Annotated in this window: 24 protein-coding genes; 4 read left to right on the top strand and 20 right to left on the bottom strand. The window is 32.4% G+C overall.

What is annotated here, in order from left to right; translation table 11 throughout:
- Nucleotides 1-229: 229 nt before the first annotated feature.
- From ASC72_RS02965 to ASC72_RS02955, 3 genes are all read right to left on the bottom strand, one after another.
- Nucleotides 230-829: a hypothetical protein gene (locus ASC72_RS02965; RefSeq protein WP_131725773.1), complete on the bottom strand. Its 600-nt coding sequence runs from the start codon at nucleotides 827-829 to the stop codon at nucleotides 230-232.
- 359 nt (nucleotides 830-1,188) lie between these two features.
- Nucleotides 1,189-1,941, bottom strand: a complete 753-nt coding sequence (locus ASC72_RS02960) for a hypothetical protein (protein ID WP_056186444.1) — start codon at nucleotides 1,939-1,941, stop codon at nucleotides 1,189-1,191.
- 16 nt (nucleotides 1,942-1,957) lie between these two features.
- Nucleotides 1,958-2,533: a hypothetical protein gene (locus tag ASC72_RS02955; RefSeq protein WP_056186441.1), complete on the bottom strand. Its 576-nt coding sequence runs from the start codon at nucleotides 2,531-2,533 to the stop codon at nucleotides 1,958-1,960.
- Between the two features lie 332 nt (nucleotides 2,534-2,865).
- On the opposite strand from ASC72_RS02955, the gene prfA reads away from it, so the two are divergent.
- Together prfA and ASC72_RS02945 are read left to right on the top strand one after the other, a co-directional pair.
- Nucleotides 2,866-3,942, top strand: a complete 1,077-nt coding sequence (prfA, locus tag ASC72_RS02950; RefSeq protein WP_026981929.1) for a peptide chain release factor 1 — start codon at nucleotides 2,866-2,868, stop codon at nucleotides 3,940-3,942.
- A 393-nt stretch (nucleotides 3,943-4,335) separates the two neighbouring features.
- The gene (locus tag ASC72_RS02945; protein WP_056186438.1) at nucleotides 4,336-5,667 is read left to right on the top strand and encodes a DUF5723 family protein; all 1,332 of its coding nucleotides are present in this window, start codon (nucleotides 4,336-4,338) and stop codon (nucleotides 5,665-5,667) included.
- A gap of 525 nt (nucleotides 5,668-6,192) precedes the next feature.
- Here ASC72_RS02945 and ASC72_RS02940 read toward each other — a convergent pair.
- The 11 genes from ASC72_RS02940 to ASC72_RS02895 all read right to left on the bottom strand — a co-directional run bounded on the left by ASC72_RS02940 (nucleotide 6,193) and on the right by ASC72_RS02895 (nucleotide 12,685).
- Nucleotides 6,193-6,543, bottom strand: a complete 351-nt coding sequence (locus tag ASC72_RS02940) for a hypothetical protein (RefSeq protein WP_056186436.1) — start codon at nucleotides 6,541-6,543, stop codon at nucleotides 6,193-6,195.
- A 14-nt stretch (nucleotides 6,544-6,557) separates the two neighbouring features.
- Nucleotides 6,558-6,929: a phage holin family protein gene (locus ASC72_RS02935; protein ID WP_056186432.1), complete on the bottom strand. Its 372-nt coding sequence runs from the start codon at nucleotides 6,927-6,929 to the stop codon at nucleotides 6,558-6,560.
- 37 nt (nucleotides 6,930-6,966) lie between these two features.
- Nucleotides 6,967-7,251: a YtxH domain-containing protein gene (locus tag ASC72_RS02930; RefSeq protein ID WP_056186429.1), complete on the bottom strand. Its 285-nt coding sequence runs from the start codon at nucleotides 7,249-7,251 to the stop codon at nucleotides 6,967-6,969.
- Between the two features lie 48 nt (nucleotides 7,252-7,299).
- Nucleotides 7,300-7,452: a lmo0937 family membrane protein gene (locus ASC72_RS23850; RefSeq protein WP_117595759.1), complete on the bottom strand. Its 153-nt coding sequence runs from the start codon at nucleotides 7,450-7,452 to the stop codon at nucleotides 7,300-7,302.
- 38 nt (nucleotides 7,453-7,490) lie between these two features.
- Nucleotides 7,491-8,132, bottom strand: a complete 642-nt coding sequence (locus tag ASC72_RS02925) for a porin family protein (protein WP_056186425.1) — start codon at nucleotides 8,130-8,132, stop codon at nucleotides 7,491-7,493.
- Nucleotides 8,133-8,173: 41 nt separating this feature from the next.
- Complete coding sequence (locus tag ASC72_RS02920) at nucleotides 8,174-8,743, bottom strand: DUF4142 domain-containing protein (RefSeq protein WP_056186422.1); 570 nt, start codon at nucleotides 8,741-8,743, stop codon at nucleotides 8,174-8,176.
- A 199-nt stretch (nucleotides 8,744-8,942) separates the two neighbouring features.
- Nucleotides 8,943-10,727, bottom strand: coding sequence for a sensor histidine kinase (locus tag ASC72_RS02915; protein ID WP_056186419.1), 1,785 nt, complete (start codon nucleotides 10,725-10,727; stop codon nucleotides 8,943-8,945).
- Nucleotides 10,728-10,739: 12 nt separating this feature from the next.
- Nucleotides 10,740-11,189 carry a response regulator gene (locus ASC72_RS02910; protein ID WP_056186416.1) on the bottom strand — a complete coding sequence of 150 codons (450 nt, stop codon included), beginning with the start codon at nucleotides 11,187-11,189 and terminating at the stop codon, nucleotides 10,740-10,742.
- Nucleotides 11,190-11,209: 20 nt separating this feature from the next.
- On the bottom strand, nucleotides 11,210-11,761 hold the full coding sequence (locus tag ASC72_RS02905) for an AraC family transcriptional regulator (protein WP_056186413.1): 552 nt from the start codon (nucleotides 11,759-11,761) through the stop codon (nucleotides 11,210-11,212).
- 157 nt (nucleotides 11,762-11,918) lie between these two features.
- Nucleotides 11,919-12,104, bottom strand: a complete 186-nt coding sequence (locus tag ASC72_RS02900) for a CsbD family protein (RefSeq protein ID WP_056186411.1) — start codon at nucleotides 12,102-12,104, stop codon at nucleotides 11,919-11,921.
- Nucleotides 12,105-12,211: 107 nt separating this feature from the next.
- Nucleotides 12,212-12,685 (bottom strand): Dps family protein, encoded by a 474-nt coding sequence (locus ASC72_RS02895; RefSeq protein ID WP_056186407.1) that lies wholly within the window; start codon nucleotides 12,683-12,685, stop codon nucleotides 12,212-12,214.
- Nucleotides 12,686-12,920: 235 nt separating this feature from the next.
- Between ASC72_RS02895 and pyrF the strand changes: the two genes are divergently transcribed.
- A complete protein-coding gene (gene pyrF / locus ASC72_RS02890) occupies nucleotides 12,921-13,778 on the top strand; it encodes an orotidine-5'-phosphate decarboxylase (protein WP_056186902.1) in 858 nt (285 codons plus the stop codon).
- A 161-nt stretch (nucleotides 13,779-13,939) separates the two neighbouring features.
- The gene (locus tag ASC72_RS02885) at nucleotides 13,940-14,740 is read left to right on the top strand and encodes an ABC transporter substrate-binding protein (RefSeq protein ID WP_056186405.1); all 801 of its coding nucleotides are present in this window, start codon (nucleotides 13,940-13,942) and stop codon (nucleotides 14,738-14,740) included.
- A gap of 121 nt (nucleotides 14,741-14,861) precedes the next feature.
- Here the strand turns inward: ASC72_RS02885 and ASC72_RS24445 are convergent, their stop codons facing one another.
- The 6 genes from ASC72_RS24445 to ASC72_RS02855 form a co-directional block, all read right to left on the bottom strand.
- A complete protein-coding gene (locus ASC72_RS24445) occupies nucleotides 14,862-15,371 on the bottom strand; it encodes a transposase (protein ID WP_241775601.1) in 510 nt (169 codons plus the stop codon).
- A gap of 161 nt (nucleotides 15,372-15,532) precedes the next feature.
- Complete coding sequence (locus tag ASC72_RS24440) at nucleotides 15,533-15,898, bottom strand: transposase (RefSeq protein WP_241775600.1); 366 nt, start codon at nucleotides 15,896-15,898, stop codon at nucleotides 15,533-15,535.
- Nucleotides 15,899-17,234: 1,336 nt separating this feature from the next.
- Complete coding sequence (purU, locus tag ASC72_RS02870) at nucleotides 17,235-18,089, bottom strand: formyltetrahydrofolate deformylase (RefSeq protein ID WP_056186400.1); 855 nt, start codon at nucleotides 18,087-18,089, stop codon at nucleotides 17,235-17,237.
- 108 nt (nucleotides 18,090-18,197) lie between these two features.
- Nucleotides 18,198-18,917, bottom strand: a complete 720-nt coding sequence (locus tag ASC72_RS02865) for a DUF4197 domain-containing protein (protein WP_056186397.1) — start codon at nucleotides 18,915-18,917, stop codon at nucleotides 18,198-18,200.
- Nucleotides 18,918-19,267: 350 nt separating this feature from the next.
- On the bottom strand, nucleotides 19,268-19,687 hold the full coding sequence (locus tag ASC72_RS02860; protein ID WP_056186394.1) for a cytochrome c oxidase assembly factor Coa1 family protein: 420 nt from the start codon (nucleotides 19,685-19,687) through the stop codon (nucleotides 19,268-19,270).
- Nucleotides 19,688-19,793: 106 nt separating this feature from the next.
- Complete coding sequence (locus tag ASC72_RS02855) at nucleotides 19,794-21,395, bottom strand: murein L,D-transpeptidase (RefSeq protein WP_056186392.1); 1,602 nt, start codon at nucleotides 21,393-21,395, stop codon at nucleotides 19,794-19,796.
- Between the last annotated feature and the right edge of the window lie 108 nt (nucleotides 21,396-21,503).

The raw sequence follows: 21,503 nt of genomic DNA, 5'->3' as shown, positions 1-21,503 counted from the left end.
TTAAATAAATCAATAAGATATGATGTTGCGTATAACAACATTAATAAATTTAAAATCACAATTATTAATTTACTTGATTTGTTCATTATTTTGGTTTAATTACAGAATTTTTCCTGAGCTAGAGTGAGGCTTCTGAAGGAACACTTCGGAGAGCTGGGGACTTTTATAAAGTTTTTAGTTTCTAAGAAGATAAAAAAAACTACGCAAAGTCAGCACTTTTGCGAAGCTTCTAATTATTAACACTTGGAGTTCTTACTTCTGATTTCTTTTTTAAAATGAATAAAATTGTGGTAATTAAAAAAAGAGAGAAAAAGATGTATATATGAAAAACAGCGTTAGTCTTTTTATCCTCTAGATGTTTTTTGTTGTCTAAAAAAAGATCGTCATTTAATATATTTCTCCATACTTTGACAGATTTTGCTTTTCTGGTATAAACATAATTGAAATTATTGTTGTTAAGGGCAAGTCTTCCTTTATAAAAAGTATATATATTATTACCCTGCCAAATTATTTCTTTTTTGATGTTCGAATGCAATAAATTACCTCTAATTACAGTATATTTTGATTTTGTATCAGACGGTTTATTCCCTGAAGTTTCTTCAATAAATGCAGTATCAACTACAAAAAAATCACTTTTCAAATATTTTTCCGGATTAGATAATGCGGTATAATTTTCAAAAGGTTTTTTCACACCTAGCAAAGGCTCTTCATTATTATACCCGCGAACTAATCCTGAAACAAAAATAAAGAAAGACATACACAGATGAAATAATAATGCATACTTCAGATTTCTATATTTTGTAAAAAACGGATGATTTTTTGGATTCATTTTTTTAAGGTTTGGGCTTTGATAATGATGAGATTTTTTATCAGGTTTACAGTTTGTTAGAACGTAAAAAAATATACGAAGTGAGAGCAGAGGAAATCATTCCTCAAAAATAAGCACATTTAATTCAAAAGCCTTACGTGAAACCGTAATTATAATTTTAGAACCATTCATAAAAAGTCAAAAGATTTTTATCAGGTTTATAATTTTTAAGAACATAAAAATTACAAAGTTAGAGATGTTTGCGTACCGCTCCGAAAGGATACTTCGGAGAGCGGGTTAATGTATAGCCTCCACTAGAGCCACCGTCCCGCTAGTGCTCGCAAAGTATTTCATTATTTTATGTTGGCATGGTTGTCTATTTAAAATCTTTTAAGTTTCTGTTCTTTTTCAATTTTCTTTCTGTCATCTTCCATCATTTGCATGTTTTCCATATTGAAAATAATTTTTTGATTTTCTCTCATGTAAATATCAAAATCAAATATTTCTATTCTATCATTAATTACAGTTTCACAATATTTATTGATTTTAAAATCAAAAGTTAACAATGCTCTAATTTTATTTTCTTCAGAAGCAAAAAAATATTGAGAAAATGTATTCAAATATTTTTTAAGTTTTATATTTTTACAAGCATTCGGAGATTTCTTTTCTTCTGATTTATGTCCTTTTCCTTTGTATTTTTCAAGAATAATATTTGTGTAACTTTTATTCAAGCTTGCTCTTATAAAATATAACTTATCATTGTAGAATTTAAGTAGAACGTTTTTAATAACAATATCATCAGTTTTGTAACTTGGGATAAATATTACTTCAGTAGAATCATTTACCGAGGCAACTTCGAGATTGTACCAACTTTTCACATTTTTGTAGTCTGGTTTTATTCGATAAGCAGATTGATCTCCTGCATATTCTTCATTGAGATCCTCATGATTAACTGTAAGATTTTGATATTCATCGAGACTTTCAATTATCGAAATATATGATGAATATGATGGAAGTATCCATTCTAAATCGGAAGTAATTGTCGAATTTATCTGAAAGTCACCAATTCTTGTTGGACAATCTTGTGCATTTGAGTATATTCCAATTAAAATTATGAATAGAAAGTGTTTCATAATATGCTTTTTAAAATTATTTAATTTCCTTTAGCATTGTAAGTAACTCAGGAATTTTATTTACTTGTGACTCTGTCCAGAAATAATGTTCATCATCGGTATTGCCATTATCTTTTAAATAAATAGATATTCTTCTTGTACTTTTTTCAATATAAAAGCTAAATGTAATTTCTCTTGAATTAAAAATGTATGTTACTGATTGGTTTCTTTCAGTTTTGTCTTTAAGGTTTGGAATAACGTATTTTTCTATAAAAAGTATAAATTCTTCCACTTCATTTAAATCAATCCATGAAGATTTGAAATACGTATTATTTGGTCCTGTCATCACATTTCCATATTTAACAGTCATATCCATTTGCAGTGACTTAACATTCTTATTCGATTTCAAATCAATTGCTTCAACTGGAAAAAAAGAAACTACTTCACCAAGTCCGGATTTAAATTCTGCCTTGACATTCCAGTCTTTGTTTATCTGTGTTATCTCAGCGTTATCAATAAATTGTCTAGTTTCTGAATTTGGTTTTTTTTGGGCGTAATTTATTGATACTATTGAGAGTAATAAAAACGTAATTAATATTTTTTTGAATTTCATGATGTAGTTCTATTTAAGGGATTACTTTGTGTTTTCAAAGCTAATCTCTTTTAATTCAATAATATTACGGAAAACCATAAAACCCTCTTCTAAAAACAATTCCCCTAGCCCTGATAGCAGCGGCATCCTTTTTAGGCAAACGAAAACACCCTAATCCAAACCAAAACAATCTGCCTAAAAAGATATAGCGGATAGCAGGAAACAGCTCCTAAAAACCATCATAATTCCACCAAACAATCTTAAGAAACGAAGCCTAAAAAACTCAAAAAGTTAATGATAGAATTTTCAACAAAAATTTCGTAATTTTGCAGTCCAATAAAAAGGAATTAAAAATGTTAGATAGACTTCAAATAGTAAAACAACGTTTCGACGAGATTTCGGACTTAATTATCCAGCCGGATGTTATTTCTGATCAGAAACGTTATGTGCAATTGAATCAGGAGTACAAAAACCTGAAAGCATTGGCTGAAAAGCGTGATGAATATGTGCTTTTGATGGCTAATATAGATGAGGCAAACGAAATTATTGCGGATGGAAGTGATGCAGATATGACCGAAATGGCCAAAATGCAACTAGACGAAGCAAAAGAAAGATTGCCGGAACTGGAGGAAGAAATCAAGTTTATGTTGATTCCGAAAGATCCTGAAGATGCTAAAAACGTGATGGTCGAGATTCGTGCCGGAACGGGTGGGGATGAAGCGAGTATTTTTGCCGGAGATTTGTTTAGAATGTATACTAAATATTGTGAGAACCAGGGTTGGAGAACTTCGGTTGTAGATATGAACGAAGGAACTTCGGGTGGTTTTAAAGAGGTTATTTTTGAGGTTTCGGGAGAAGATGTTTACGGAACTTTGAAGTTTGAGGCAGGTGTTCACCGTGTACAACGTGTTCCGCAAACAGAAACGCAAGGGCGTGTGCATACATCGGCAGCAACGGTTATGGTTTTACCGGAAGCGGAAGAATTTGATGTACAAATTGATATGAACGATGTTCGTGTTGATTTCTTCTGTTCGTCAGGACCTGGTGGACAATCGGTTAATACCACGAAATCGGCTGTACGTTTAACGCACATTCCGACAGGATTGGTGGCGCAATGTCAGGATCAGAAATCGCAACACAAGAATAAAGATAAAGCTTTGAACGTTTTACGTTCTCGTTTATACGAACAGGAATTGGCTAAGAAAGAGGCTGAAGATGCTACAAAACGTACTTCTCAGGTTAGTTCTGGTGACCGTTCGGCTAAGATTCGTACGTACAACTACGCTCAGGGTCGTGTAACGGATCACAGAGTTGGTTTGACACTTTACGATTTAGGAAACATTATGAATGGTGATATTCAGAAAATTGTAGCTGAGCTGCAGTTGGTGAATAATATGGAAAAATTGAAGGAAGCTAGCGAAGTTTTTTAATTTTAGACATTTTAGAACTTTAGAGAATAGAGGAAAGAAGCAAGAATAAAGATTGTTGAGAAAGCCGGACTACTTTGTAGTTTGGCTTTTTTTGTTTTTCTAAGTTGCTGAAACGCTAAGATTCTAAGTTTTCTTTTTAGAGAATAGAGTAAAGAATATAGAAAATAGATTAAAAGCCGGCCTACTTTGTAGTTCGGCTTTTTTGTTTTAAAGTTAGGCGCAATACTACATGGAATAATGATTGCAGTAGGATAATTAATATATTTTTAAAACTTAGAGCCTTAGTGTCTTAGAACCTTAGTATCTTAGAAAAAAAACCTTTTTTTTTCGACATTTTTTTGTCCATATTTGTAAATATTTAAACATGACAAAATAAACCTAACCAAATTATTTATGAAGAAAACTTTACTTTTATTATGCTTCTTAGGAAGCGTTTTTTATGCCCGTGGGCAATCGTATTTTGGATTTCGGGATGATAATTATGCCGGGATTCAGGGGGCGCTTTTTAATCCGTCTGTTATTGTAGATTCTAAATACAAGGCTGATGTTACTCTTTTCTCTGCGAGTTCCACTGCACAGAATGATTTGTATGGCGTTAATTTTGCCGAAGTATTAGACGGCGGTTTTGATCTCCAGGCTGATGCGAGTAAAAACATCAAATCGAATAACAGAGGAAATTTTAATGTCGATATTTTGGGCCCTTCATTTATGATGAATATTACGCCGGTACACAGTATCGCACTTTTTTCGAGAGTTAGAAGCATTACCAATCTTGTGGATGTAAACGGTCAGCTTGTTGATGAGGTAAATAAAGACATCGACATGTCGAATAGTTTTTTAATATCAGGAGGGAATCCAAACGGTGTTAGTAATTCCTGGGCTGAGATTGGTGCCAGTTATGCTACGGTATTATTAGATCGTGACATGCATTTTATAAAAGGCGGAATCACTGTAAAATACTTAATGGCTGGAGTAAACGGTTACATCAGCGGGAATAATTTGAGTGTGGCTTTTACTAAGAATGAGGCTAACCCTGCTTTGAGTCAATATTATTCAACAGGAACGCTCAAAACGTCTGCAAGCTACGATTATGAGAACGGAAAAGATCCGGAGTTTGATGCGACTTCGGCTGGTGTTGGTGTCGATTTGGGTTTTACGTATGAATACCGTACCAACTGCCATACTTGCGTAGGAAACCGATATAAGTTGAAAGCTGCTTTTTCTGTAACTGATATTGGCAAACTGAACTATAAAAATACCATCGAAAACACCTATAATTTAAACGGCAGCGTTTCGCAGGATGACATAGATGATGCAGATGATATCTTCGAATTTTTTGATGCTAATTATACCAAAACAGCAACCAGAAAAGCAGTAAAGGCTAATTTACCAACCGCCTTGCACACCAACTTTGACTGGAATATTGATAATAAATTCTATTTGAATTTAAGCACTGATTTTAGTTTGACAGATGCTAAAAAAATAAATTCAACTGCGATCGCAAACTCAGTAACCTTTACACCGCGATATGAAACCAGACAATTCAGTTTTTATCTTCCGGTAACGTATATGGAATACAGCGGAGTTCAGATAGGAACTGGTTTTAGGGCTGGTCCGTTGTTTATTGGTTCTGGTTCTCTGGTTTCGAATTTGTTTTCGAATAATTCTAAAGCTTGTAATTTGTACGTAGGTTTGAAGTTGCCAATTTATCAAAATTATAACTAAGGTTCTGAGGGACTAAGATCCTAAGGGACTAAGTTTTTTTTTTAATTAGAGGAAAGAAGCAAGATGAAAGAGGCAAGATGAAAGAAGCAAGAGCAAAGAATATAGAATATAGAATATAGAATATAGAGAAAGCGGACTACTTTGTGGTTTGGCTTTTTTGTTTTGATTAGGGATAATACTGGACGTACTATCTTTTAAAATAAAAAGAGACTATCTCACCAATGTGAAATAGTCTCTTTTGTTTAAAGTTGAGGTTTTTTACCTAGCAACTTAGAATCTAAGAAAACTTAGCATCTTAGCCGCTTAGTACCTCAGAACCTTAAAAAAATATAGTGAAGTATTAACTGTTTAACCGTTGTTAAAGTAAAAACGTATAAACGAGTTAGATACCTAGAAATACTCTTGTGAATTCAAAACATTTATATAGATTGGAGTACATGTACACACCATTTTTTATTATTATTCCTTCTATCTTTTCCATAATACTAATATTAAGTTAGACAATTACTCCTCTGATGATTCGTGTTATGATGATTCATCCGGTGTAGCTTCATGTTGTGGTTTTGCGACTAGGGTGGTTACGGCAAGTTGTAAAATAGAACCGAGAATATTTTTGAATATCGAATCTGTTTTTCCAACAACTAATTTTTTTGCCAGGTAACCAATTCCGATACTGATCGCTGATTGCGCCAGATCGCTTTTAAAACCAACAGTTTCATTGATTTCTGCCACCGTGTTTCGAATAAGATTAAGAGGTTTTAAATTCTCTTTAATTTCATCGATTTCATCTTTAATTGCAATCCATTCAGCATCTTGTTGTGCTTCTAATTGCTTTATCCTCTGATTTAATTCATCAATACTATAAACGGCTTTCATAACAGTCTTTTTTATTAATTAGTTAAATCAGGTTTTGTTTCTTTTAAAATACTGGAAACAATCATGTTCCCGATAGGCGTTTTAATTAGCTTATGTTGCGTTTTAAGCAAAACAATAGCCACAATAAGATAAAAGAGCGCCACTATAAAAAATCCGTAAAAATATTCACCAAGTTCTTTTCCAATCCATAAGCTAATCCCAATATTAAGAAACAAAGTAAAAAATGCAACAACAGCGCCAACCGCAATTTTGGATGTTAATGATGATAGTACATCTGCTACTGCTGATACCGTTTTGAGTTTGATTAACTCTAAGCTCGTTTTGGTATAGTTTTCAGCTTTTTCATACATATTAAGGTTTTCATTTGTTGTTGCATTTGTTTCCATGATGTAAGGGTATTTTTATGGTTGAAAAATTTCACTTTTAATAGTTAGTTTTTACAGTTTTTGCTTCATCTTTCGTAGCGTTGAAGTCTTCTTTTACCTGATTGAATTTTGCTTTTCCTTCATCAATGATATCTTTTCCATTTGAAGTAATTGTGCTTAAAATACCGTCTACTTTGCTTTTTAAATTATCTCCGTAATCTTTTGATTTATCTGAGATTTTTTTTCTTGTGTTTGATCCTTTGTCCGGTGCAAACAATACTCCTAAAAATGCTCCTGCAGCTGCAGCTCCTAAAATTCCTAATAATGTGCTACTCGTTTTCATAATATTTGATTTAGTGATTAATATAAATTATTTTATAATGTTTGATTTTTAAATTTCCCGACCTTTAATAAGTCTGAATAATACTGCGATAATGGCAATTACTAATAAAATGTGAATAATACTTCCGGCGCTATAAGCAAAGAACCCAATGGCCCAAAGAATAACTAATATAACTGCGATTGTGTATAATAAATTTGACATGGTTTTTATTATTTAGTGGTTAATAATTGTTTTTATTTTTAATTCAGTTTATACGAAACATATAAGGTAAGATTGCTGTTTTTTGCATCTGGAAACGTATAAGTTCCGGCAGCAGTAGTTCTCTCTTTACCAACGGTTGTTAAACCATAATTGTAACGTAATCCAACACTTATTGGGTTAAAATCTACTCCGACACCAGCTGAAAGACCAGCATCAAATTTGTTTAAATCATCAGTGTCAATTTCTTCATCAAAGTTAAAATCTCCGTCACCTGTTACTTTTGAACTTACCAGATATGATGCATAACCACCGGCGTGAACATTAAAGTTTTTAGTGATATTAACTCTTACTAATAAAGGAAGCTCAATATAATTTAATTTGAATTTTGCATTTCCGCTTGCAAAAGCATTGTTGTAATCTAATTCAGCACCTTTAGTAGTAAATAATAACTCTGGCTGAATAGCTATAAAATCTGAAACAGGTAATGTTGCATAAACACCGGCATTAAAACCGTAAAGTACATTCTCGTCATCAGCATCGTTTTGATACAGATTAGACATGTTAAAACCTCCTTTTACACCAAACTCTGTTGTTACATTGTCATCTTGTGCGTGCAGCATTCCAAATGAAGCTGTCATAAAAAGGACTAAGGCGCATAAAAAATTTGATTGCATTTTCATTGTTAAAAATTTTAGTTGTTAAAAAATAGATATAAAGGCATTTAATTAAATTCACTCTTAATTTGTTCTGTTTCTCGTAAAAGTTGGTACTGTTCGGGTAAATACTCCAGCACTAATTTCAAAATCAACTGATCGTTTGTTTTTTTTGAAATCTGTTCCAGCATTTTGATTTGTTGGTCTAGTGCTATTGTCATCGAACTTAAATAAGTGTTATTAAAATTGGTACCATTTGTATTATTCAACTCTGTTAATTCATCTTTATGAGAGGCGTTGATGTCGGTAATGATAATGAGCTTTTTATTTGCCATTTCGGTTACTTTCTGCAACAATTGATTTTGATGATCCGCAATTTTTTTACTTACTTCCAATATTTTACTTTCAGAACTTTTTTGTTGTGCAACTTGACTTTTTGAAATCATTGAATTGACAATATTTCCCATTTCGATAAAAAAGGAAGTTTCGACTTCTTCAACTTTACTTTTATTAAAAGCTTCTTTTTTAATAGAGTTTTCCCGTTGACTTTTTTTTCCGCAAAACGGAAAACAAATTAGTATAATCAATAAGGAAAGAACTTTAAAAAATGGTGCTTTTAATAAGGGTACTGTTTTCATTATTACTTCATAAAGTATTACATTACAAAGATGCTAACGAATACTTTGTTTTACTTTACAGCATAAAAAAGAAACGTTATATAATTCCCATAACGGCTTTATATAACGTTTTTTAAGGTGTTTTGAGCGCATAAAAAAGCGTTTACGCAAATGAACAATGTCATTTTTCAGTAAACGCTCTCCTACATTATTGTATAGGTTATTCCGGTAAAAAAACTGTAAAAACAGAACCAACATTTGGAGTACTGTCTGCTAAAATATGTCCTTTATGATTTTCAACAATTTTTTTGCAAATAGCTAAACCAATTCCGGTGCCCGGATAATCTGTTTTAGAATGCAAACGTTGAAAAAGTATAAAAATGGTTTCTTTAAATTGAGGATCGAATCCCATTCCGTTATCTCGAAAAGTTATTTTATTGAATTTTTTTATTGACTGTTCTAATAAATCAGGATAATCTGCTGATAATACTTTTTCGCTTTCAACAGAAATTTCAGGCGCAATTCCGGGTCTGTTGTATTTTAAAGAATTTCCGATTAGATTTATAAAAAGCTGTTCGATCTGATAAGGTATAACAGAAAGTTTAGGCAATTTTGAAGCTGTAAGAACCGCCTTCTTTTCATGCATTACTTCTGTTAACTCAGATTCGGCGTTTTGAAGCAAATCGTTTAGATTCGTTTTTATGAATTCTTTTTTAGTTGTATTGGTTCTCGAAAATAAAAGTAAATCATCAATAAGTACACGCATTCTTTTTGCAGAAACTTCAATTTTTGCAATATAGTCTCTGGCACTTTGTGACATGACTGCTTTATCAGCTTCAGAAACTCTGGAAATAAACGTTTGAATTTTTCGAAGCGGTTCCTGTAAATCGTGACTTGCCACGTGATTAAAAGAAGCCAATTCTTTATTGCTTTTTTCTAATTCTCTGTTTCGTTCCTGAAGTTCGATATTAAGTAAATGCTCATCCGTAATATCAAAATTGATTCCGAGTAGAATTTTACTTCCTTGCTGATCGGTCAATAATTTTCCGGTTGATTTAAAATACCTGATTTCATTATTTGGACGGACAATTTTATAATAAATAAATGGAAGGTTTTTTTTTGCTATTATTTCGTCCATTGATTTTGAAACAGCTTCTTTGTCATCATGGTGTACAAAATCGAGAAAAGTTTCTATTACAGGTACAAAAGAATTTGGTGTAACTCCTAATAATCGGAACTGATTGTCAGAATACGCAATTTTATTCGAATCTAATTCCCATTGCCAGGTACTGAATTTGCCAATTATTTCAGACTCAGCCATCAGGCCTCCGGAAATTAAAAGTCTTTTGTTGAAAATTTTCAGGCGCTCAAAATCACGACTGATTTGTCTGTAGGCTAATAAAATAAAAAGTAGTGCGGTTAAAAATAAAGAGATCGAAAAAATAGGACTTAACGAAATTTCCTGATCATAAATTTCCAGTCTTTTTTTGAGGTATTTTTTCTCGATATCATTCATTTTATCAACTTGAAAACGAATGTTTTCCATCAATATTCGTCCACCAAACATATGATTGTCCAGTTTGCGTTTATCGTATGTTTTTGGATCGCTGAATTTGAGGCAATTTTCGAACGAAACAAATCGCTGAATAATTAACTTGAAGAGATTTTCGAGATTTTTTTGCTGGACCGCATTATCAACGGTTAATTTTTTGAGAGTGACAAAGGAAGCATTTACTTTGTCACGCGAATAAAGATACGGAGTTAAAAACCTGTTGTTTCGTGTAATGATGTATCCACGCTGGCCAGTCTCAGCATCTTTAATCGCTGACATTAATCGTTCTAATTGTAGGTTTATTTCATACGTATGCATTGCCAATTTGCTGGATTCATTTAAATCCTGATTGTGCTTATAAGCAATGGATGATAGAAATAACAGAATGAAAACTGCGATGACAAAAATAACTCTCAAAGAGTTTGAAGAATTAAAATTTGGTATCCATTTCATTTAGCATGCGTATTATTTTAGTCGTAACAAAAAGTTATCACGGTTCAAACCTGATGTGTGATAGTGCCAGTTAACGGTCACGACTTCATTTATAATTTTTTTAAGCGTATTAAAATCGCTTGGTTTTTTAATGTAAATATTAGCTCCTTGTACAAAAGTGTCCTCAATATCTTCTTCAGACGATGAAGTGGAGTAAATGGCAATAATAATGTTTTTTAGATGATCTGTTTTTTTAATTTCGATCAAACATTCCTTACCCGTTTTTTTTGGCATATTCAAATCCAGAAACAATATATCCGGTAATTTGTTTTCAGGATCCATTAAATGATCCATTAACTGCATCCCATCATGAACAAATTGTACTTTAGTTTGTATTTTGATTTCTTCAAAAGCGTCTTTGAAAAAAAGACGATCATCTTCATCATCATCAGCCAATAAAATATTTAATGCGTTTTTTTGCATTTTAGTATAGTATTTAGGTTTTATTTTAAATTTTCTCTTCGTTTTTTAATAATTCTCTGAAAAGCCGATGGCGTAATTCCGGTAGTGTTTTTAAACTGTGTACTTAAATGTGCTACACTAGAGTAATTTAGTAAAAAAGCAATTTCGGTCAAACTCATTTCATTAATAATAATTAATTGTTTGGCTCTTTCAATTTTTTGTAAAATAATAAAATTTTCGATAGAAGAGTAGGTTACTTCCGAAAAAACATTGGACAAGTATCCGTAACTGTGGTTTAATTTTTCGGCTAAAAACACAGAGCTTTTATAATTGTTACTGTCTTCCAGGAAAACAAGTTCAATTATCGCATCCTTAATTTTTTGAACTAAAACACTTTTTTGATTTTCAACAACCTCAAAACCATGTGGGGCTAAGTTTTCTTTTAAAGCTTCGAGTTTTTCTACATCCAGATTATCTTCAATTTCGATCTCACCAAATCCTAAAGTTTTAAAGTTTATATTTTGCTCCTCAAGATTTTGCTTTAAATAAAGAGAACAAATGGTGTTTATGTCGAACTTTATAAATAGTTTCATTTTATAAAAATTTGGTTAAAGATAATTAATTTATTTTTGGTTCTGAGAGTAATTCCCATTGGATACGTCAAGTATTATAACAATATAGTAAAAAAAATCAAAAAAATACCGTCTAATGTTTTTTATTAGACGGTATCCTGGTTTGACTTAGAAGATTTTACAAATCTGAAATGATTTGTTGAACTTCTTCTTTAGTCTTACCTAATTTTTGCTGAAGTCTTCCATAAATTTCATCTTCTTTACCTTCAGCGTACATTAAATCATCATCTGTAAGATTTGCGTATTTTTGTTTAAGTTTCCCCTTCAACTCGTTCCAGTTCCCTTTAATTTCTGTAGTATTCATGAATATTTTTATTTATATAATTATGTAATGTAAAGTTGCAAATTATCAGTTAATTTTTGTTATACTTATTTGTCTAACTGTTGTATAATTCACATTTGTATAATTTTTTACACTTGATAACGTCTTAAAATCCAGGCCATCTTTTCATGTTGTTGTAATAGACCTGTAACAAAATCGGCTGAACCAATGTCATTATTTTCATTTTCAAAAAGAGGAATGTAATCTCTAAATTCTGTAACTAATTGTTCATGATTTTCTAAAAGTTCTTCCAACATGCTTTTTTGAGAGGCATATTCTTTTGGAGATTCTTTTAAGGTAGAATTTTCAATAAATTCTTTCATGGTGCCAATCGTTTTTTCACCAAGTTGGCTAATACGTTCTGCAACTTCATCAATATTAGCTTCTAAAATGCGATATTGATCTTCAAACAATTTGTGCAATTCCATAAAGCTGTTTCCTGAAATGTTCCAATGAAATTTTCGGGTCTTAACATACAAAGTCATTTCATTTGATAAAATTGTGGCTAATATGCTGGTGCTCTTTTTTAAATTCTTTGGGCTGATTCCGATATTTGGGCTCATAATTGCTTGATTTAAGGTTCTTTTACAAAAATAGCTGAGCAGTTGCTTTCTTTTCTTATACAATTTGAGAAAGATGTTATAGGAATTCAATGTTTAAAATTTAAAAGCAAAAAAAGAATTTGTAAATTCAAATTAGTATTATTTTAATTTATAAAAATTCGTGAAATTCGTGGCCGAAAATCATTCAAAAACCAATAATATTATTTGTAATTTTGCCGCACTAGTAAAATACAATATGACAACACAACAACTACACGAACAAATACTTCAAAAAAAATCATTTTTATGCGTTGGCTTAGATCCTGATTTAACTAAAATACCACCTCATTTATTAGAAACCGAAGATCCTATTTTCGAATTTAATAAAGCCATAATCGACGCTACACACGACTTAACTATTGGATACAAACCAAATACTGCTTTTTTTGAAGCGTATGGAATAAAAGGCTGGATGTCATTGCAAAAAACAATTAATTATATCAATGAAAATTTTCCTGAAATGTTTACAATCGCCGATGCAAAACGTGGTGATATCGGGAATACTTCAAGCATGTATGCAAAAGCTTTTTTTGAAGATTTAAAATTTGATAGTGTAACTGTTGCGCCTTATATGGGAAAAGATTCGGTGGAACCTTTTCTGGCTTTCGAAAACAAACATACGATCATGTTAGCCTTAACGTCTAACGAAGGTGCTTTTGATTTTCAAACCCTAACTATAAACGGAACTCGAGGCGAAGCCGAACAGAGCGGAGCTAAAGAATTATACAAACAGGTTTTAGAAACCTCTAAAACATGGAAAAATAGTGAAAATTTAATGTACGTTGTCGGTGCTACCAAAGCCGAATATTTTGCAGATGTCAGAAAGATTGTCCCAGACAGTTTTTTATTAGTTCCCGGAATTGGCGCGCAAGGCGGAAGCTTATCAGAAGTATGCAAATACGGAATGAATGATAAGGTAGGTTTATTGGTAAACTCTGGAAGAGCAATTATCTACGCTTCAAAAGGAACTGATTTCGCTGAAAAAGCAAGAGAAGAAGCATTGAAAGTACAACAGGAAATGGAAGAGATTTTAAATTCCAAGTTTCAGGTTTAAGGTTTCAAGTTGCCCTACTTTGAATAACTTAACCGCAAAGTTCGCAAAGTTTTTTCGCAAGGCTCGCAAAGGGAATAACTTTGCGTTAATAGCGTAAACCTTAGCGAACTTTGCGGTTAAATAAAAATTCCAACAAACCTGAAACCTGAAACAAAGAAAACATGAAACAATTAATTGATCAGCTTGGTACTTTACATTCTTTTGAGGCAGCTCCAAAACGAATCATTTCGTTGGTTCCTTCTCAAACCGAATTGCTTTATGATTTAGGTTTAGAAGAAAAAATAATCGGAATCACGAAGTTTTGTGTGCATCCTTATCATCTCAAATCAACGAAGAAAATTGTTGGCGGAACCAAGAAGATTCATTTTGAAAAAATAAAATTACTGCAACCCGATATTATCATTTGCAACAAAGAAGAAAATACACTTGAAATCGTAGAACAGTTAAGCGCTATTTGTCCGGTTTGGGTAACGAATATAGTTTCTGTTGAAGACAACTTTCAGATGATTTCAGATTTCGGTCAATTGTTTAATTGCAGAACCGAAGCCCAAAAATGGAATGACAAACTGACTTTCGCCCTGAGCGATTTCAAAAAATATATTCAGGATATTCCATCTAAAAAAGCAGCCTATTTTATTTGGAAAAATCCATACATGGTCGCAGGAAAGGACACTTACATAAATGAATTATTAAAACTGAATCATTTTCAGAATATTTATGAAGATAAAGGTCGTTATCCTGAAATTGAACTTAAAAAAATGCGTTTAGAAGGCGATCCCGATTTGGTTTTCCTTTCCTCAGAACCATATCCTTTCAAAGAAGAAGACGCCTTTGAAATAGGCCGTTTTACACATCACGCCAAAACTATTTTCGTCGACGGCGAAATGTTCTCCTGGCACGGCAGCCGACTTTTAAAGGCTTTCCCGTATTTCAAATTACTCCACGAAAGGCTTAGAAATTAGTTTTAGGTTTTGTTGGAACGTTTATTTAACCGCAAAGATTCTGTGTTGATTTCCAATTTAAATCTTAATTTTTATTAATTTTGTTTTTCAAGACAGTCATTGAGCTAGTCTCTATAGCGTGCTAAACCTTATGTGTTTTCACGCTATTTTTATTAATATAGTCTTTATCGTAAATTGTTTCGTTTTTGAATAGGATGTATATTAATTCCAGTATTTTTCTTTGAATAGATACCAAAGCTTTCATTTTAATTCCATGTTTAGATACTAATCTGGCATATATCGCTCTAAAATTATCGTCCCATTTCACTACTGTCAGTGCTGGTAAATGCATTGATTTTCGTAAATTTCTATTTCCTTTTTTAGATATCCTGGGCTTACCTTTTACTGATGTGCCAGATTGCTTTTCTTTTACATCCAATCCTGCATAACTTGATAATTGAGATTTGTTTCTTATGAGTTCAAAACCATTTGTTTCTGCCAAAACTATTACAGCCGTTAATTTCCCAACCCCAGGTATGGTTGTTATTCTGTCTATAACTTGTTTTACATCTGTATTTTCTTTTACCAGACAGTTAATATCCTCTTTGATTTCTTTCTCCTGTGAGTTTAAAAATCGTATTCTTGCCTGCATTCGCTTCACACTTTTTTCATTGGGTTGAGCTTCTGCATTTTCAGCATGTATTTGATTTTTAATTATGCTTCTTTCCTGAACAATCTGATCCCTTTCCCTGGTTAGCTGCTGTAATTCCTTATAGACAGTTTTGGGTTTGCACCAGAGGTCTAATTTTCGCTCTAAACCAAATTGTGCAATTGCTTGTGAGCAGCTTTTGTCTGTAATGGTTTTAATTCCAAAGTCCGTATATAATTACTGATTTTATTAGGCAGAACAATACTTACTTCGTAATTGTTTTCAGATAAAAAATAAGCAAACTGCTGATGGTATACACCAGTGGCCTCCATCACATAACGAACATCTGTTTCATTCTCTGTTAGTTTGTGTGTCCATTCAACCAATGAAATAAAACCCGAATCGCTATTTTTAAAAACTTTATGGGCAAATAATTCTATCGAAAAATCATCAAAAATGCGTCCCAAAGTAACCACCAATTCTTTTTGTGCTACATCAATTCCTGCTGTTTGCTTTACAATTTTACCCATCATTTCTTTTTTTAATTTAATTTATAAAGTGATGAATCTTCCTTCGTCTTTTCTCCTGATTGGATATTCTGGATATCAAGCCCTGCCTGATTCCTTACATTCTGTTCAGACTCTAAAAGATAAAAAGAATGAGGTAATTTCTTTGCGAGAATATGTTTCTGTGAACTATTTAGACGCGAATGCACTCTCATTCTTTTTCACTTTATCAATGCAAATTTAAAAAAAGCAAAAACTTATAAATTAACTTTGCAAACATAGGAGGAGGGCGCTAAGATTTTTTACTTATTTGGTTCTATAAAAACGCAAAGTTCGCAAAGCTAGATTAATATAAAGCTTTGCGAACTTTGTGTTTTCCTACCACATAGTTAAGTTAAAATCTTAGCGCCCTTTGCGGTTAAATTATGCTCAGAGCTAGTCAACGTAAAATAAAAAGTTCATAAAAAAAGAATGCCGGCATCTCGAAGACGCCGGCATCATTTAACTAACCAAAACCAAAATAATAAATAACCAGTTTATTACATTACAAAGATCTAACATATATGAATGTTTTGCTGTTAAGGTTTTGTTATTACTTTGTTGGACATAAGTTAAGATTTTTTAAGAGTTCATTTTAAGGATTTTATACCCAAATATAATTTTTGGTTATTAAAATATAATAGTTATCAATTTTGCTTATGAATATGATAAGGTTTAGGTTGTGTGTTTGTGAAATATTAAATTGTACTACTATGCAATCAACTGAAAAATTAACAATTACATTCAAAAAAGGTTAATTTGAAGCATTCATGAAACACTTAAAGTAAAATTCGCATGCCAAATCGACAAAGCTTTGCGATCTTTTAAAAGTTTAAATAAAAGACAAAGAAAAATAAATCTTAGTGCCCTTTGCGGTAAAAACATAGTTCGTTTCAATCCATAAAAATCCGTGGCAAAAATATATAGACAACAGCCTTTGCGATCTTTTTAAAGATTTAGTTAAAGACATAGAAAAATAAATCTTAGCGAACTTTGCGGTAAAATATAGTTCGTTTCAATCCATAAAAAAAACGTGGCAAAAATATATAGACAACAGCCTTTGCGATCTTTTTAAAGATTTAGTTAAAGACAGAGAAAAATAAATCTTAGCGAACTTTGCGGTAAAATATAGTTCGTTTCAATCCATAAAAAAACGTGGCAAAAATCTATAGACAACAGCCTTTGCGATCTTTTTAAAGATTTAGTTAAAGATAGAGAAAAATAAATCTTAGCGAACTTTGCGGTAAAAAATCTTTACGGTAAGAAAAATAGTTGTTATAAAGAAAAACCTTTGAACCTTTGCTCCTCTGCCACTTTGAACCTAAGAAAAAACAACTGTTTTATTACTATAAACCATCGTCTTACGTTCAGCATGCAACTTAATAGCCCGCGCCAAAACAATACGCTCCAGATCACGTCCTTTCATGATAAAATCATCAACAGAATGAATGTGAGAAACCCTCGCAATATCCTGCTCGATAATCGGACCTTCATCTAATTCTTCTGTCACATAATGACTGGTTGCACCAATAATTTTTACCCCGCGTTTAAAAGCCGAATGGTAAGGTTTTGCCCCTGGAAAAGCCGGTAAAAACGAATGGTGAATATTAATAATTCGATTCTCGTAGAGCGAAATCAATTTGGGTGTAATAATCTGCATATAGCGCGCCAGAACAATAAAATTGATCTGATATCTTTTCAGCAGTTCAATTTGTCTGGCTTCACCTTCTTCTTTATTGTCTTTTGTAAACGGCACACAATGAAACGGAATATCAAAGCGTTCTGCAATAGATCGTAAGTCATTATGATTGCTAATAATTACCGGAATCTCCACATTGAGTTCATCTGCGCTGTAACGTCCCAAAATATCAAACAAACAGTGGTCGTACTTAGAAACAAACAAAGCCATTTTTGGTTTTTGTTCCTGATTGTACAAATCCCAGGACATATCAAAGTTTGTTGCAATAGTTTGATCAAAATCAGTCTTTAGTCCGTCAATAGTGATGTGGCTGTTAGTCCATTCACATTCCAATCGCATAAAGAATACATTTTGCTCTACATCAACGTGTTGATCGATATAGGTAATATTTCCATCTACTTTGGCGATAAAAGTGGTCACCGCAGCTATAATTCCTTTTTGGTCTTTACAGTGAATCAGAATGGTAATTTTTTGCATTTTTTTTGGTTGGTTTATTTCGTTAGTGACAAAGTAGCAAAGGCTTAAAGCTGCAAAGGTTTACTCTCTGTACCTTTGCTGCTTTGTCCCTTTGAACCTTCAAAAAAATTATTTCCCGTCCTGCATCGCAAAAACACTTTTCAATAACGGAGTTGTTCTTTCACTGATATTATTTCGGATCTCTTTTTCTTCAACGGCAATCATTTTAAAAACGCCTGCCAAAGCTTGTGTTGTTGTATAATCCGTCAAATCTGGATTTACCTTTTTGACTAACGGAATTGTGTTGTATTTTGTAATAATCTTTGTCCAAACTACATCGGCACCCACTTTTTCAAACGAGCTTTTAATCACCGGATTAAATTTTCCGTACAAAGCTGTTGTTGTACTTCCTTGCAAATAACTTGTTGCAGCACTGTCGTTTCCTAACAAAATATTTTTAGCATCGGTAAAAGTCATATTTTTCACAGCCGAAACAAATATCGGAGTGGCTTCTTTTACGGCATCTTCAGCCGCACGATTCAGCATTTTAACGCCTTCATCTGCCAATGAACTTAAACCTATTTTTCGCAAAGTAGCGTCTACTTTTTGTAATTCTGCCGGCATTAAAATCTTTACGGCTTCATTTCTATAAAAACCATCAACAGCAGTTAATTTACTTACTTGTTGCGTAATTCCTTTATTTAGTGCTTCTTTCAATCCGCCAGCAATATCGACACCTCCAACTCCAGGAAATTGTGAAGTTATTTGTGGCAGCTGATTCAGGGTTTGTTGCATCTCAGCGCAAGATGTAAGTGAGAACGTAAGGGCTAATAATAAAATCTTTTTCATGATTTGGGTTTTATGAGTTTCAAAAATACTACTTATTCAAAAACAAAGCCACAATTTTATTTTGGGAGCAGAAACAATTTGTTTCAGAAATAACTTTTTCTAAGATTATGAGGCTCTGAGATGCTAAGGTTCTGAGATTTTTAGATTTTAGATTTTAGAATATAGAGGGAGATACTTACCAAATGCTGATTGCTAATCTTTGTGAGCTAGGGTGTGATCTTTCCTTCGTCAAGATGACAAGATTACTTGAGAAACTTTGCTACTCTGCGTCTTTGCGCGCAATTCATAAAGCAATAAAAAAATCTGCGTTAAATCCGCGTAAATCTGTGTGAAAAAATCTACATGCAAAATCACTTTGCCAACAAATCAATTTCTTCATCCGTCGTTTCAATATGAACAGACAATTCGCTGTATTTCCAGGTGCCTCTTTTTTCGGCAACTACAAATATGGTTCCTTTTCCTTTAGATCCTTTTATCGGAATTTGTAAATCACAGTTTCCAGTATCGTTATTTATACTGATATTTCCACTGACTATTCCGTCACTTTCAATATGATTTCCAAGTCGGTCGCTTACTAATTTATCGTGTTGCGCCAGGGTCATCGCTCCTTTATAGGCATCAGAATCTTTCATCATTGAAGTTACTCCGAAAAATATTCCTGCGATAAACAATCCAAAAAGCACTAAAAGACTTAAACATCCCGTTGGAACAAACCATTTCCAGTTTCTGTCCCACCAATTTTTTTTGATTTCTGTGTAATCTTCTTCCATAATAAAAGGGTAATTTTAGATTTGATTTTATGCTTGAAAGATATTGTTTTTCTTCCAAATTCTAAATCAAATTCTAAAATTACCCTAAGTCTAAAAAAGTATTTTATTAATTACTTACCACATTAGCTTCCGGAAAAAGGATTTTATTTAAATCTCCATCTTTGTCATAAACATCCTGAAAGAAGCTTATTTCGCCAGATTCTTTTACCCATGTTGTAAAATAAGTAATATAGATCGGCACTTTAGTTGGCAATTTAAAAGTTGTTTCTGCCTGACCATCCATAGCTTTGTCGATTCGGTCAGCAGTCCATTCCGGATAATCTTTCAAAATTGCAATAGCAAGTTCTTTGGCTTTGCTTACATTAATACAACCGTGGCTAAAAGTTCTTTGTTCAAAATCAAATAATGTTTTAGCAGGGGTATCGTGCATATAAATATCATCTGGATTTGGAAAAATAAATTTTACTAAACCTAATGAGTTATTAGCACCTGGTTTTTGTCTTACCTGACCATTTACCATTTCCATATTGTGTTCTGCCAAATAATTAGGATCTCCGGCTATTTTCATTTTTAATTCATTATCTACAATACTTTGCGGAACAGTCCAGTAAGGGCTAAAAACCACTTTTTCAATGTTTCCGCTAAAAATAGTAGTTTTGGTTAACGGAGAACCAACAAAAACTTTTGATTCCAATTCGATTTTTCCATTTTTTACATAAACTAACTCATAAGAAGGAATATTAACCATTATATATTCTGTGTCCGTTAATAATGTTGGATAAATCTCTTTGCAACGTTCCATATTAATGGTGATTTTTTTTATTTTTTCCTGTATTGACTCGTTCATGTCTTTAATGTTAGCTTCAGAGATAATGTAATTTGGTTTTAAACCGTTACGCAATTTATATTTCATTACGCCATCCATTAATTCCTGATCATAAAAATCACTTTTAGAGTCATTTTGTAAATCTCCCATCACAAATAATCTATTTCTGATCTGAGCAACTGTAACTGATTTTGCGTCTGGTCTGATGTCTTTATACGGAGTTTCTACTGTTATGGGTGTCCAGGTATTATCGTGCTCTATTTTTTTATATTTTTTTAAAACATCCTGTAGTTTGTAATATTGATCAAACTTAGTTACTCTTGTTTTCTCCGTTACTGGTTTTGCTGGTGCAGAAGTTGTTGCAGTATCAGCTGCCGTTTTTTTCTTAGGCAACAGCCATTCTGAATTTTTCACTGTTTCAATATTTACTCCTTCAAACACATGATTGGCATATATAACATAAGCGGCGCTTAATAGCATATCAGAATCAGTTTTTGAAGGTTTGTCGGTTGCTTTTTTATTGAAAATCTGGTCAATTTCTTTTTTGTACGGAAATTCAATCGGTACTTCAAAACTAGCGGTATTTATTTTTGAGTACAATAAAAGTCCATATTGAGTTATTTTCCCATTTTCATACCAAATAGTTCCGTAAGATCTGTTCTTATATAAAGAGATCACATCATTTTGGTATTTTTTCAAGTCAGTATATCTTTTGAAAAAATCATTTAAAACTTCACTATCTACGACATCATCATTTTTAGTAGAAGTGTAATTATGAGTTAAAGCTCTTTTTTTATTTAAATCACTTTTATCAAGGTTATTAAAAGATGAAATAAAGAAACTTGTAACTAAAATTATGGCGATTGGAAATATTGTTTTCATTTTTTTAATTTTTACGTTATTGCTTTAATAAGTAAGTTTTTAAGTAAAAATTTGGGGTTTTTCTACAGTGCTAAATTACTTTAGTGCACTGGTATACACGTTGTTATA

This window comes from Flavobacterium sp. Root420 (assembly GCF_001427905.1).
In the GTDB taxonomy this organism is placed as follows: domain Bacteria; phylum Bacteroidota; class Bacteroidia; order Flavobacteriales; family Flavobacteriaceae; genus Flavobacterium.
The sequence above is the reverse complement of the archived record's forward strand: the minus strand, read 5'-3'. Positions and strand labels throughout refer to the sequence as shown.